Below are 12,820 nucleotides of genomic sequence, written 5' to 3'. Positions count from 1 at the left end.
GTGGGTGGGGAGCCTCCATTCATGGGGTAGCCAAGGACACTGCTGCCGAAGAATTCTTACTCGCCTGTCACGCGTCGCCCGCGACTCTTGTTTCCGTGCTGAAGCCCCGGACCGGATCAAAACGATGGACATAATACACGGGCTTCTGCTGCATATGAGGCGGGTAGCTGCCATATCGCAGAGCCGTCGCGATGCTCGGTGCCACTATTGCGGGGATGCCCTCGAGCTCACTAGAAACTGAGCGGTGAACATGGCCACTACAGACCGCAACGATCCGACCTGATCGACGCAGCAACGTGCTGAGTTCAGACATGACTTCCAAACTTTCAAAGTGAACAGGCTCAGGCCCTTCTGACACCACGAAAGGCGGGTGGTGGGCGAACACGACGATGGGCTTTGTCGCCTCTGCTGCAACTAAGCCGGCCAGATGTCTGAGCCGCTCGGGACAGAAGTCGCCCTTGTTGCCAACACTCGAGGTATCAAGAGCAAGCAGTCGTACCGGATATCTTTCGATCGCGTACTGGATGAAGTCGAGGTTCGGCGCCAGATAGCCATCCGCCGCGAACGTTTCGCGTAGCGCTGTCCTGTTATCTTTGTTTCCAGCCAGTACATACACAGGCGCACGTGCGTTAGCCAGAATGGCCGCTGCCTGAGCGTATTCGTCCTGCCGGCCGTTGTGGACGATATCGCCCGTATGCACGATTACATCTGGAAGCGGATCGAGCGCGTTGATGTCGGCGATGCTGAGCGCAAGATCCGTCGCCCGCCGATCCGCATCAGGTATATCCAGGGCAATATGGGTATCGGAGATTTGCGCGATGATCATGGTAGTGGTCTTGCCTGTCGATTGCGCGCGCGCTCAACGCGTCCCAACGGTCGCCATCGCCACATCCAGCTACACCCAATACTCATGATATGTTTGTGTCAGCAGCAATGCGTGCAGCGCGGTGATCACGCTGCACGCATTCTCAGCTACGCTGCGGTACGGCGCCTACGGCCGCTTCGGAGTCTTGTATTCGGCTTCCTTCTGGAAGGGTTCCCACACGGTCTCATAGCCAACAAACCCTTTTTCATTGGGCTGCTTTTGGCGCGTTGTCAGATAGCGCGAGTGGCCGTCGGGAACTTTAGTGATGGGTTTTGGGTCGCTCATAGGGCACCTTTTGAATTGGATACCGAAATGTTGCTCAGACAGGTCGCATAAGTGACGGATCAATGCCCTCCAGAGGCGCGTTGATCGGTCCACCTGCTTTTGCTTCTTCTTCGGTCGGCTCACGCACTGCAAGAATCTCGAGCGTAAAAACGATCTCCCTGCCGCAAAGAGGATTGTTGCCATCGACGGTCACCGTCTCATCGTCGACCTTCGTCACGATAAAACTGCGGGTCTCGCCCTTGTCGTTCTCCATCAGGATCGAGGTGCCGACTTCTCGATACTCTTCCGGAACGTTCTCAACGAGATCCGTAAATACTAAACTCTCATCGCGCGCGCCAAAAATAAGACCGCCGTCGAGCGGCACCTCGATGATTTCGCCTTCGGATCTGCCCTCCAGTTGGGCATGAACAGAAGGGGACAAAATTTCGTTTTGCCCGTGAATATAGGCCAACGGGAATTCAACCATGGTGAGAACCTGACGAGTTCTCTTGTCGGACACCTTATAGGTGAGCTCTACAAACTTGCCATCGCGGATTGTGTCGTTCATGTCGAAGCCAGACTTCTCAGAATAGGGAGGCGCCGAAAATTTTGATCTTTCCGTCCTCATAGCCGAGGACGAGTCGACCAAGCCATTCACCCTCCTTTTTCGAGCTACGCTGCCGGTAGAGAACGGTCACGTGCTCGCCGCGGCGGATAATACCGAGATAGTCACTGTCGGTGGTAAGGTTTCTGGCAAGTTCGCTATTGGCGAACTGATGGCCAGCCGTGACTTGGTTCATCGCACGCGCCATCGAACTGGAGAAATTCTTGACGAACTCTCCATATTTTCCTTCGTTGGAATTCGTGATGAGTTCGAGCCACAGCGGATCGGCTATGGCCTTTATTTCCTCGTCAGTTTTATCGATGATATTTGCGCGCGCATCTCCGGCGCGCGCAATGACCGGACCATCAGAAGACATCAACATCGACATGCTCGCCTAATCCTTAGTGACCAAATTGGACGTTAAACACAGTTACGCCGTCCAAAGGTCATTGTTACTTGTCCTCGACTAGGTGATAGCAGGGCGCTTTCTCCATGGTGTATTCCCCAGTTTGCGGATCGCGGCGGGAAACTGTCAGCACGTGCCAGTTCTCATCGTCCAGCTTCATGGCGTCACCGCGGTAGTAGTAGCCCGGCCAGCGGGTCTCCTTGCGGAACAAGGTATGCTGCGTGACGCATTCTGCTGCGCGGTGCCGATGTTTCAACTCCCAAGCTCGCAGCAACTCGTGAATATCCTTTGCAGCCACGCTCTCGAGATCTTCTTCCATAACCTTGAGCTTTTTAAGAGCGATATTCAGGAGCTTCTCGTTGGTCATGTAGCTGACGGTTACGCCGCCACAGTACTCGTCCATGAGCTTCTGCAAGCGTTCTAGGCCCTGCTTGGGATTGATGTAGTGGGGATTGACATCTCCTGCCACGACCGCATTGCGGAATATCTTATAGTGCTCGAGCGGTTTGTAGATCTCTTTTTTGCGGCGTTCGATTTGCGCGTCCGACACGACAATGCCCTCGGCCTTGCCGTCGTCGATATACTTGCAGGCGGCCTTTGCCGCGAGCCGGCCCTCAGTAAACGAGCCAGACGAGAACGCATGTGGCGTGCCGCCGACCGCGTCGCCGGCGCCGAACAGGCCTTCGACCGTCGTCATACGGTTGTAGCCCCAGAAATACTCGGGCGGCGAAACGTCCTCGGGACCCGAGCACCAAGCGCCCGAGCATGTCGCATGCGACCCCATAACGTAGGGCTCGGATGTAGTTAGTTCGGGGTTCTCGTTCTTGGGGTCGACGTCGGTGGAGGCCCACAACACGGCCTGGCCGATGGTCATGCCAAGAAAGTTTTCCCAGCCAACCTCTTCGAGATGGGGATCTTGGAATGCCTGCATCGTCACCATGTGGATGGGGCCGCGGCCCGCATTCACTTCACTGATCAGAGCATGGTTGCGCAGGCAGGTCGGGATCGGCCTGTGGGTCAAGTGCGAAGCTTCCGGATCCAGATATTCCTTACCCACCCTTTCTTGCAGCTCGGGGAACCACTTGGATTCATACTCCTCGCCCAAGCCGTTCTGAGTATAGGTCTTCAGATGCAGGAAGTAGGCACCGACTGGACCATAGCCGTCCTTGAAGCGCGCCAGGACGATACGGTTCTCCATCTGTGTCATCTTTGCGCCGGCTTCGATCATGAGGCCATAGGCGGATGCGGACGACCACGGCGCGTACCAAGTACGACCCGAACCTTCGCCGACCGAACGCGGCTTGAAGATATTGGACGCACCACCTGCGCCGCAGATCACGGTCTTGGACTTGAATACGTGGTAGTTGCCGGTGCGGACGTTGAAGCCGACGGCGCCGGCAACGCGGTTTGGTTTGCTCTCATCCATCAGCAGATGGGTGAGGCAGATGCGGTTGAAGACCTTGTCCGCGGATTTCTTGGCGGCCTCGGCAACGATGGGCTTGTAGGACTCGCCATGAATCATGATCTGCCATCGACCTTCCCGCAGATAGCGACCGGTCTTCGGGTTCTTCATAATGGGCAGGCCCCACTCCTCGAACTGATGCACCGTCGAATCGACGTGACGGGCCATATCGAACAGCAGATCCTCACGCACCAATCCCATCAGGTCGATGCGCGCGTAACGGACGTGGTCTTCCGGATTATTCTCGCCCCACCGTGTACCCATGTAGCAGTTGATGGCGTACAGGCCTTGGGCAACTGCGCCAGAGCGATCGATATTGGCCTTCTCGGCGATAACGATCTTCTTATCCTGCCCCCAGAACCTGGCCTCCCAGGCCGCGCCGCTGCCACCAAGACCTGCACCGGCGACGAGAATGTCAATGTTGTCTTCGACGATTGTTTTGTAAGCCATCAGTAGTACACGCCTTTCTTCAAGACGAGACCGGCGTCCTTGAGGGTGCGCAAACCGTCGTCATCCATGCGAATCCACTTCGGCTCGTTGTACAGGAGCTCGCTATCGCGCATGTCCCTACTGGGCGCGGGAACGTCCGCGAGTTTCGGAATATGCTTTCCCCAGGGCTTGGTAGTGATCGGCGACAGAAATTCCTTCTCAGTGCCGTTGCGGTATTTAATTTTCCAAGCGATGGTGCCGCGCTCTTCGTCGCGCTGGACTCGAACACTGTGTCCCAATGGGGCGAAGTCGGCGTACCCACGCACGTCGATCGCATTCTGCGGGCAAGCCTTGACGCAGGAGTAGCACTCCCAGCACATATTTGGCTCGATGTTATAGGCGCGACGGTAGGTCGGATCGATGTGCATGATGTCGGACGGGCAGATGTCGACGCAGTGTCCGCACCCATCACACCTTGTCATGTAGACGAAGGTTGGCATAAGTCGACTCCTTAGCTCTGATTGTTCTTTTTAATGGTGCTGGGGCCTAATAGTGCCTGGGCGCTTCGCGCTTGATGCCAAGTCCCATGTTCATCGGAGCATCTCGCAACAGCTCCATGGAGTGCCGTTGCTGTTGCTTGGGGTCGTCACGGGTTATTGTCGGCAAGTTCTGGGCTGTACCATTGGCTTTCGACATGCGCTTCTCGAAAGCCGCGGCGGGCTTGAAGAACATGTGTGCCAGCTTCGACCAGGGCACCGACCCGAACAGCACAGTGGAAGCGATGATGTAGAGAACCAGGAATACCGTGGTCCAAACCGCGTTCCCGGACGCCTGCATGAATGCCCACAACAGAGCGAAGGTCGTGCTGGCAACCAGCGATACGACGAACAAATCCGCTTTCATCAGGCGGAAAGGCGACTGCCCCTCAGCGGAGACGTCAGCGCGAATAAAGAACCAAAACCAGTAGCCGCCGATGCAAACCATGAGCGCACCAAGCGACCAAAGTACGGGCAGGATAGCCGGCGTCGGAGTAGCATTGGTGGGGTACGCGAACACCATGATCGCGGTGGTGATGACATAGATGATAAATCCATACATCGTCAGCAGATGTGCAATCCTGCGTTTCGAATTGCAGAACTCGCCAGAGGTCAGGACGTCGACAACTGCAGTTTTGGCGGCGATCGACAGCATGTCTCCGCCGTCGAGCTGTTTCCGCGCTTTAGTTCGGCTCGCTCGCAAATTGTCGAAAAAGTACTTGGCGCTTTTTTTGTGAATGATGTCGAAGAGCGTACCCGCCACGACGAGAAGCGCCATCAGGACGACGTAAGTCTGTATGATGCTAGGCGATATGGAAGTAGAAAGATCAGCGAAGGGATTGGTGGTGAACATAGCCCGACGTTCCCCCGAAACTTGTTGCCGCCACTTGATTTTTTTATGAACTATAGTGCAACGATAGCTCTCTGTGGCCGCGTTAGTCAATCATTGGAATAAATAAAAATTCTACGTTTGACGGCAGTTGTGCACGTCGATTGTCAAAGCCTGCATTCTGTTCGAATTTTTTTCATTTCGCTTCCGCGATCTGCGGCGCAGTCCCAGCCCAAGTTGCGCACCTGAAATCATGTAAAATAGGTCAGGCTCAACATTTTGGTGTGTTTGGGAGCTGCGCCGTTTACCCGGCAAGCGTGCCTGAACGCAGAGTGCTAGGTAGGCACGCATCAGTTTACGCTGAGACTCCTGCGTAGTACTCGCTGAGGATGGCTACGACCTCTGGACGGCTGAACTCGGGTGGCACCGGCTCGCCGTTCGCCAACATCTCGCGCTGGCGCGTGCCTGACACGGACAGATGCTCTTTCGGATCGTGCGGGCAGGTTTTACCAGTCGCCATTCCGCCGCAGCGGTAGCAGTAGAACGTTACATCGATCTTGAGGGGCTGGCACAGAAGCGCGCCTTCCCACAAGTCGTCGAAGATATGCTGGGCATCGTACGGTCCGTAGTAGCTTCCCACTCCCGCGTGATCGCGTCCGACCACGAGATGAGAGCAGCCGAAATTCTGCCGAATAAGCGCGTGGATGAGTGCCTCCCTCGGTCCTGCGTAACGCATCTCGATGGGATATCCAGCCTGGATCGCAATGTTTGGTTTGAAGTAGTTATCAATCATGGCTTGGATCGCGCGCGTTCTTACCTCCGCCGGTATATCGCCCGCTTTGAGCTTCCCGAGAACCTGGTGGATGAATACCCCGTCCGTCACCTCGGCTGCGATCTTGGCCAGATGCTCGTGGCTTCGGTGCATGGGATTGCGCGTCTGGAAAGCGGCGACCTTCGTCCAGCCGCGTTCGAGGAACTCCTGTCGTGCTTCCTCAGGCCGCAGATAAAGCCCTCGATATTTTTCGGGGTATTCGCCTTCGGAAAGGGCGATGACAGGACCGCCCACGTTGACATCGCCCTGGCCCATAACCTTCTGCACGCCTGGGTGCTGGGGGTCGGTCGTGCGAAATACATGCGCGCATTCGAGATTGCGATCGATGCGATACTTCTCTCGCACCATGAGCTGGCCGAGCACCTCTCCGGTCTCGGCATCGGCCAGCGCAACCTCCTCGCCAACAGCGATACCGTCGGCGACGCTGCTGTCCAGCGAAAGCGTGATTGGGATCGGCCAAAATACGCCGCTGGTGAGCTTCATTTCTGTAACCGAAGACTTCCAGTCGTCGTGGCCCATAAAGCCGTCAAGCGGCGTGTACGCGCCCATGCCGAGCATGAAAAGGTCAGAAACTTCGCGGGATGTGAGCGGGATCTTCTTCAGTCTCCCCGCGCGTCTGAGCGCTTCAGGACGCTCGTCGACTGGCACAAGTAGAGGCTTAAGAGACTGCGCCCCGTGCGGTGGTACAAGTTTCGACATGTAATTCTCCCTCCTGTGCACCCGGCTTCGGTGAAATTGTTCTACGCCTCGAGAAATTATTAAAACCACTTACCTCGCTTACTGTACATGCCGGAAGAGAACCCGTCTGCAGAACTGTACTCGAGGGGGAGAGGCAGTCGCCGCGCTCTTCGATAGCTCCGGCCACAAGAGGACGGTCGTGAAGCGACGTCTCGCAGTACGAATAGTAGCTAGCGGCGCAACCTTTTCAGGGCGGGATAGTGCGTTTTGTCTCGTGAGTAGAAGACTGCGTGGTCTCGTGACACAGTCGCGAAATTTGCCAACAAATGCGCTGATCGCTTGGAGCAGTTTGTGAGGCAAACCTGCAATTGCATACGCCCCCAAACGCTCGAACACCTCGGGGTGCACTGGTAAGTGAGACATCAATGCGAAGCGATGGATATCGCCGTGGTCTGCATGTCGACGCGTAGCCATCCACGCAGCCAGCCGCTCCACCACAAGTGTGCTTCTTTTAATTTTGTAGGGGGCTTCAACTCTCTGATGACGTCGACGGAAAGCCGCGCCCTGAGTTCGTGCTCGGATGCCGTGACGCTTTCGAAGAAATCAGCTTTCGTCCCGTGGACCAGATATGGGCCACGGCGGTTCCACCTATTTCATTGATTTAATGGTCGGAGCGGGGAGATTTGAACTCCCGACCCCCAGTCCCCCAGACTGGTGCGCTAACCAGGCTGCGCTACGCTCCGTATTCAGCTGTTCGTAAGCGAGGTATTTGACCTCGGATCAGCTTGTGTCGCTAATTTCACGTTGAGCATATCAGGCGAGTGAAGTCTTCAAAAACGCTTGTTAGGGGAAACAAGCAACTGCCTTATGCGAACGCTCACCGCGCCTGCCCACACGGTTCGATAACCGTGCCATGGGCTGGCTAAAATAGCGAGAGCGACTGCTAGCGCGAAACGGTTCGGCTTTCAAGGTTGTTCGACGCGTCCAGCGCGATTTGAGGCGACAAAAAAGAGGCCGCCTGAGTTCGAGCTTCGTTCTGAAGCTCAACCAACGGCGGCCTAACCCTATATCGTCGCAGAGACAATGCGGGGGTGCGACGCATCTTTTTCTGGTTAAAGGAGGTTAACCGGGATAGGGGTGCGCCTCTTGCAAGCACATTCAATCTAGCTGCGCCCGTGGATTTCCAGCGATGGGATATCTTCCCGATATGTCGGGAACTTCCTCACGATTTTGAGCCAAGAGATTTGGTTAGCTGCATTTACCGTGTGCGGTTTTCTACCGATATCCTAATAAGATCGGCGGTGCGATCGAGACCTAATTTTTCTTTCAGGCGGCTACAGGCATTCGCGACCGTCTTGTAGGCAATCCCAAACGTGCTCGCGATCTCCGACAAGCTCTTACCTTCGCCAAGCAGACGAAGAATTTCAGTTTCCCGGTTCGTTAGCTGTTGCATGGGATCGGTTTGATCGATGGCCGTAAAGGCTAGCTCCTTGGCCAGCTCCTGCTCGACGTATTTCTCCCCCGCCGCAACCTTCTTGATGGCTGTCACGAGTTCATCGATGGATGCACTCTTGCTCACGTAGGCCGAAGCGCCCGCGCGCAATGCCCGCATGGCGTAATGCGGGTCGGAATACATCGAGAACATGACGACCGCCGCCGAATGCCCCTCAGCCTTGATCCTCTGAAGCAACTCCAATCCGCTGCTACCACCGAGATTGATGTCGAGAACAACGACGTCAGGTTCCTCCGTGCGCAGAACGGCAAGGGCGTCAGCCGACGTTTCGGCTTCGAAAGTCACAACATCCGGAATTTGAGAAATAAGGCGCGTCACACCCTGCCGAACGACGGCATGATCATCGACGATGAGAACCTTCATACCGATGTTCCTGCTTCCATGCTTTTGCTATCTGACAGATACTCGGCGCCGTCGAGCGGCAAAATTGCTTTGACGCGTACACCATGCTCATCTTTGCGATCGATGACCTCAAGTGTCCCTCCGAGCAAGGCTGCACGTTCCTGCATTCCTATGATGCCATAACCGCTCGTCAATGTTGGCGCTAGTCCTATACCGTCGTCAATGATCTCAACACTGAGCAAATTTCCCGATTCAATGTCTATCGAAATATCTATCCCACGGGGGCTCGCGTGACGGATGGCATTTGCAATCCCTTCCCGGACAATATTTTGAATTGCCGCGTCCATCCGCACCCCGAAACTGCGCGGTGGAACATTCACGCTAAAGGCGATGTCGGGGTGACGTTTTTTCCAGAAGGCGACAAGATTCTCGATGGAGTTTGCCAGCCCCAGCGCGTGTAGTCCTGAGGGTCTCAGTTGCCCGAGGATGCCCTTGACGTTGCGCTTCATCTTCAGGACCGCATCGAGAATAGCCGCCGCACGTTTCTCCACATCCGGATCCCTGCTTGTCTCTTCCTGCTGTCGCAAAGCGGTTGCATCAACGTCGACTGACAAAAGCAGAGGGCTCATTTCGTCATGAAGAGCTCGCGCCAATTCTGCGCGCTCTTCTTCCTGGACGGTTTCAAGTTGTTCGCGCAGCCGCCTGTTGCGGTGCTCCATCTCGCTTAGTCGTTCGCTCATAGCGTTGAAGCCACTGCCCAGTTCGACCAATTCGCGCGGCCCGCCGATATCGACCCGACGGTCATAGCGACCAGCGCCGATTTCGGCGAATGCGCCTGTGAGATCATTGAGCGGCCGTAATGCCCGGCCCAGGGCAACCCATAAAATCAGAAGCACGACGCCGCAGAACGCAGTCAAGATCAACAGGTACAGCTTCGCGTCGCTCCAGACCTCCGCCACTTCGTTGTGAGAATCTGTTTCAAGAACGACGGTTCCGAATTTATGAAAGGCGTCTGGCAATTCGAGACGCACTACTTTGGGTTTGCCCGCGAGAAGCTCATAAAGCCATTCGGGGACGGCAGCTGATGGCGGCTGCAGAATTGACTGCCGGATAACGACGTTATCTGGATCGCGCAACGACGCTCGCAAATGCCGGTCATCGTCGAAATCAGCGACAGTCAGTTCAAGCCGACGTCGTGTGGCGGAAATCTCATCGACATCGTCAAGAGCATTGTGAGCAATGCGGCTCCCCACGACTATCGCTGCGCGCATCTCCGCTTCAATCCTCTGGACAGCATGCCAGTAGATTAAAACACCGCCCAAAATTAACGTGACGATCAATGCAAGCGTGATCGTACGGATTAGTTGAAGGCTTAGCGACTTCGGCGTTGGTGCTTGTTTAGCCATCCAAAGGAGTTTGGTCCAACCATGCGCGGAACTGTGTCAGTCCGCACACCTTAGTCTATCAGCGGCCCAAAGTGTGAATGGCTAATTTGTCGAAACCGTTTTGAGTGCCTTCAAGCTTGACGCCGTGCGCGGCGCGCCGGGGCCGGCTTTGCGGCATTCTCATTTGCGCTCTCTGGCGACTGGCTTAGCAGGGCGCGGCAGGCTTTTAACTCTGCGATGGCCTGTTCAACGGCTTTCGCGGCACCGGGTGGCATCGCGATAGGTTCAATGCCCCGCGCCTTACCGGCAGACGTCGCGACTTTAGCGGTAGCCGATCCGCGCGCAGCCACGCGCCCTTTCGCAGTTTTCCCGCGCGGCACAGTTTCATCTGACTTTATCGCAGTTCCTTCGGGCGCGGCCTTTACGGCATCGACCCCCTTCTCGCGCAAGATCTTCTGCACGCCTTTAATTGTGTAGGCCTCAGCATGAAGCAAATGGCGAATTCCACTAAGAAGCTCAAGATCTTCGGGACGATAGTAGCGTCGTCCACCACCACGCTTCATCGGCTTGATCTGGGGAAACTTCAATTCCCAGAAGCGGAGCACGTGCTTCGGCACATCGAGTTCATCCGATACTTCACTGATGGTACGGAATGCCTGTGCGGTCTTGCTCATTGTCTTACCCCGCTTGTTGGGTCAATCCACCGGGATTGCCCTAAGCTAAGGAGTTGCGATTTCCGTCAATTCGCTCGCTGATACGTCGTTAGCGGCTCTTGGCGCGTGAACTGGCCCTCATTTCACGCCGACGTCATGTAGCTTCAGAATCCGCCGCCTGTATGGCTTCAATCGGCGCGAACCCAGACACAAATCATGCAACCCCTTTACTCAATGTAGTGAAGGAATTTTCGCCCAATATTAATAAGACGGATATGGCTGGCTTGCGCTTTTGCACTGCTGAGCAGTGTCAATTGTCCAGTCAGCAAGGGTGTGTGTCTTTACGGAAACGCCCGGCTAGGTTGCCGTTTGGCTCTTTATGTGACTAGCGTACGGACGTCGCGTAAGCAGGTATCTGCGCGTTTTCATAAGAAAAGCCCGGATCTCATGCCATCCGGGCTTTAACAAGCTCGCAAATGCTTCGGGTTACTCCGCCGCGCGGCGCCGCCCCTTTTGACCGCCATTGATACGGTCCTTCATGATATTGCTGGGCCGGAATATCAAAACTCTACGCGGGGTGATCGGGACTTCTTCACCCGTCTTTGGGTTCCGCCCGACCCGTTCGCCTTTCTGGCGAATTCCAAAAGATCCAAACGATGATAATTTTACTGGCTCACCATCAGCCAAACAATTCGAGATCTCGCTCAGAACAAGTTCAACAAGTTCCTGAGATTCGTTTCTAGGTAAACCTACATTGCGCACAACGGCTTCCGCCAGATCGGCGCGCGTCAATGTCTTACCTCCCATACTGTCCTGCCTCCCCACTGCAACGGAGATTAATAATGCTAGTGGGGTTGTCAGCATCGGTCAACGAGATACTGTAACAAGCCGCTGAAATTGCGTACGATTTCTTGTTCCCCGGCGAGATATGGCAAATGGCGTGTTAGCAAAGCCACAGAATGCTTTAGCGCAGGGCGTGCTACCAGCGCACGAGGATGGCGCCCCAAGTGAAGCCACCGCCCATGGCTTCCAGCAATACAAGCTTGTTTTCTCCGAGCAAATGGTGCTCGAAGGCATGGTTCAGAGCTAGGGGTATCGATGCTGCTGATGTGTTGCCATGGCGATCGAGGGTCATGACGATCCTCTCAGGTGGAACGTTTAGCTTCTTGGCAATGCCATCCAAGATTCGCTTGTTGGCCTGATGCGGAACGAACAAATCAATTTCGTCGCTCGCATAGCCAGCCTGCAGAAGTGTCTCTTCGATTACTCCAGATATTTTCTGGATCGCGTGTCGAAATACTTCGCGGCCGTTCATACGCAAATGGCCAACCGTGCCCGTGGAGCCCGGCCCGCCATCGACGTAGAGAAGATCCTCAAACCGGCCATCGGAGCGGATGCGCGTTGAGAGGATACCGCGATCATTGCGATCACCGTGCTGTGGCAGAGCTTCAAGCACGACGGCTCCGGCTCCATCGCCAAATAAAACGCAGGTGCTTCGGTCTTCCCAATCGAGAATACGAGAAAATGTCTCCGCGCCAATAACCAGCGCGCGGCGGGATTGACCTGCCTTGAGGAAATTGTCGGCAATACTCATGGCATAAATGAAGCCAGAGCAGACGGCCTGAACGTCAAAAGCGGCGCCCTTGGTGATGCCCAGCGCGGCCTGTATGCGTACCGCTGTCGAGGGAAACGTGCGATCCGGCGTCGCGGTGGCACAAATCACGAGATCGATGTCGACGGGATCGATTGCGGAGCGCACGAGAGCCTGGCGCGCGGCTGCCAATCCCAAATCGGACGTTGTCTCGTCTTTCGCTGCGATGTGGCGCTGACGTATTCCTGAGCGTTCGACGATCCATTCGTCGCTGGTATCAATACGTTCGGCGAGTTCAGCGTTGGTCACTACGCGGCTCGGGACATAGGCACCGACGCCACGGACGATCGACCGGATTACTGCCACAGGATTCCTCTACGCCTTATTGTTGGGGCGCGTGCCGCTCGTCTCAGCGACTGCGCAAACGTCTT

Annotated in this window: 13 protein-coding genes and 1 tRNA gene; all 14 read right to left on the bottom strand. The window is 55.7% G+C overall.

Going from position 1 to position 12,820, the window contains the following annotated elements; all coding sequences use genetic code 11:
- Window positions 1-67 precede the first annotated feature (67 nt).
- The 14 genes from BLS30_RS11485 to BLS30_RS11425 all read right to left on the bottom strand — a co-directional run bounded on the left by BLS30_RS11485 (window position 68) and on the right by BLS30_RS11425 (window position 12,755).
- Entirely contained in the window at window positions 68-826 is a 759-nt protein-coding gene (locus BLS30_RS11485; protein ID WP_090228887.1) for a metallophosphoesterase family protein, read from the bottom strand.
- A 165-nt stretch (window positions 827-991) separates the two neighbouring features.
- On the bottom strand, window positions 992-1,150 hold the full coding sequence (locus BLS30_RS18145) for a hypothetical protein (RefSeq protein WP_170832461.1): 159 nt from the start codon (window positions 1,148-1,150) through the stop codon (window positions 992-994).
- A gap of 34 nt (window positions 1,151-1,184) precedes the next feature.
- A complete protein-coding gene (locus BLS30_RS11480; RefSeq protein ID WP_046479075.1) occupies window positions 1,185-1,697 on the bottom strand; it encodes an FKBP-type peptidyl-prolyl cis-trans isomerase in 513 nt (170 codons plus the stop codon).
- Window positions 1,698-1,713: 16 nt separating this feature from the next.
- Window positions 1,714-2,121, bottom strand: a complete 408-nt coding sequence (locus BLS30_RS11475) for a hypothetical protein (RefSeq protein ID WP_197540862.1) — start codon at window positions 2,119-2,121, stop codon at window positions 1,714-1,716.
- A gap of 64 nt (window positions 2,122-2,185) precedes the next feature.
- Window positions 2,186-4,051: an adenylyl-sulfate reductase subunit alpha gene (gene aprA / locus BLS30_RS11470; RefSeq protein WP_046479076.1), complete on the bottom strand. Its 1,866-nt coding sequence runs from the start codon at window positions 4,049-4,051 to the stop codon at window positions 2,186-2,188.
- Window positions 4,051-4,530, bottom strand: a complete 480-nt coding sequence (gene aprB, locus BLS30_RS11465; protein ID WP_046479077.1) for an adenylyl-sulfate reductase subunit beta — start codon at window positions 4,528-4,530, stop codon at window positions 4,051-4,053. Before aprB ends, aprA begins: the two co-directional genes overlap by 1 nt.
- Window positions 4,531-4,576: 46 nt before the next feature.
- Window positions 4,577-5,419: an adenylyl-sulfate reductase gene (locus tag BLS30_RS11460; RefSeq protein ID WP_090228884.1), complete on the bottom strand. Its 843-nt coding sequence runs from the start codon at window positions 5,417-5,419 to the stop codon at window positions 4,577-4,579.
- A 331-nt stretch (window positions 5,420-5,750) separates the two neighbouring features.
- On the bottom strand, window positions 5,751-6,926 hold the full coding sequence (gene sat / locus BLS30_RS11455) for a sulfate adenylyltransferase (protein WP_046479079.1): 1,176 nt from the start codon (window positions 6,924-6,926) through the stop codon (window positions 5,751-5,753).
- A gap of 644 nt (window positions 6,927-7,570) precedes the next feature.
- Window positions 7,571-7,648 (bottom strand) — tRNA-Pro (locus BLS30_RS11450).
- Window positions 7,649-8,163: 515 nt separating this feature from the next.
- On the bottom strand, window positions 8,164-8,781 hold the full coding sequence (locus tag BLS30_RS11445) for a response regulator transcription factor (RefSeq protein ID WP_046479098.1): 618 nt from the start codon (window positions 8,779-8,781) through the stop codon (window positions 8,164-8,166).
- The gene (locus BLS30_RS11440; protein ID WP_046479099.1) at window positions 8,778-10,166 is read right to left on the bottom strand and encodes a HAMP domain-containing sensor histidine kinase; all 1,389 of its coding nucleotides are present in this window, start codon (window positions 10,164-10,166) and stop codon (window positions 8,778-8,780) included. The genes BLS30_RS11445 and BLS30_RS11440 overlap by 4 nt, the downstream gene beginning before the upstream one ends.
- Window positions 10,167-10,276: 110 nt before the next feature.
- Window positions 10,277-10,819, bottom strand: coding sequence for a MerR family transcriptional regulator (locus tag BLS30_RS11435; RefSeq protein ID WP_046479100.1), 543 nt, complete (start codon window positions 10,817-10,819; stop codon window positions 10,277-10,279).
- A gap of 465 nt (window positions 10,820-11,284) precedes the next feature.
- On the bottom strand, window positions 11,285-11,605 hold the full coding sequence (locus tag BLS30_RS11430) for an integration host factor subunit alpha (RefSeq protein ID WP_046479101.1): 321 nt from the start codon (window positions 11,603-11,605) through the stop codon (window positions 11,285-11,287).
- Between the two features lie 172 nt (window positions 11,606-11,777).
- Window positions 11,778-12,755, bottom strand: coding sequence for a beta-ketoacyl-ACP synthase III (locus tag BLS30_RS11425; RefSeq protein WP_046479102.1), 978 nt, complete (start codon window positions 12,753-12,755; stop codon window positions 11,778-11,780).
- Window positions 12,756-12,820: the final 65 nt, after the last annotated feature.

Source organism: Filomicrobium insigne (assembly GCF_900104305.1).
Classification (GTDB): Bacteria; Pseudomonadota; Alphaproteobacteria; order Rhizobiales; family Hyphomicrobiaceae; genus Filomicrobium; species Filomicrobium insigne.
Note: the sequence above shows the minus strand (reverse complement) of the source record. Positions and strands in the feature narration are given on the sequence as shown.

What these genes read in the sequence shown, in the direction of transcription:
- aprA (WP_046479076.1), bottom strand. Translation starts at nt 4,051, where the DNA reads ATGGCTTACAAAACAATCGTCGAAGACAACATTGACATTCTCGTCGCC.
- BLS30_RS11475 (WP_197540862.1), bottom strand. Translation starts at nt 2,121, where the DNA reads ATGTCGATGTTGATGTCTTCTGATGGTCCGGTCATTGCGCGCGCCGGA.
- BLS30_RS11440 (WP_046479099.1), bottom strand. Translation starts at nt 10,166, where the DNA reads ATGGCTAAACAAGCACCAACGCCGAAGTCGCTAAGCCTTCAACTAATC.
- BLS30_RS11485 (WP_090228887.1), bottom strand. Translation starts at nt 826, where the DNA reads ATGATCATCGCGCAAATCTCCGATACCCATATTGCCCTGGATATACCT.
- sat (WP_046479079.1), bottom strand. Translation starts at nt 6,926, where the DNA reads ATGTCGAAACTTGTACCACCGCACGGGGCGCAGTCTCTTAAGCCTCTA.
- BLS30_RS11445 (WP_046479098.1), bottom strand. Translation starts at nt 8,781, where the DNA reads ATGAAGGTTCTCATCGTCGATGATCATGCCGTCGTTCGGCAGGGTGTG.
- aprB (WP_046479077.1), bottom strand. Translation starts at nt 4,530, where the DNA reads ATGCCAACCTTCGTCTACATGACAAGGTGTGATGGGTGCGGACACTGC.
- BLS30_RS11480 (WP_046479075.1), bottom strand. Translation starts at nt 1,697, where the DNA reads ATGAACGACACAATCCGCGATGGCAAGTTTGTAGAGCTCACCTATAAG.
- BLS30_RS11430 (WP_046479101.1), bottom strand. Translation starts at nt 11,605, where the DNA reads ATGGGAGGTAAGACATTGACGCGCGCCGATCTGGCGGAAGCCGTTGTG.
- BLS30_RS11435 (WP_046479100.1), bottom strand. Translation starts at nt 10,819, where the DNA reads ATGAGCAAGACCGCACAGGCATTCCGTACCATCAGTGAAGTATCGGAT.
- BLS30_RS18145 (WP_170832461.1), bottom strand. Translation starts at nt 1,150, where the DNA reads ATGAGCGACCCAAAACCCATCACTAAAGTTCCCGACGGCCACTCGCGC.
- BLS30_RS11460 (WP_090228884.1), bottom strand. Translation starts at nt 5,419, where the DNA reads ATGTTCACCACCAATCCCTTCGCTGATCTTTCTACTTCCATATCGCCT.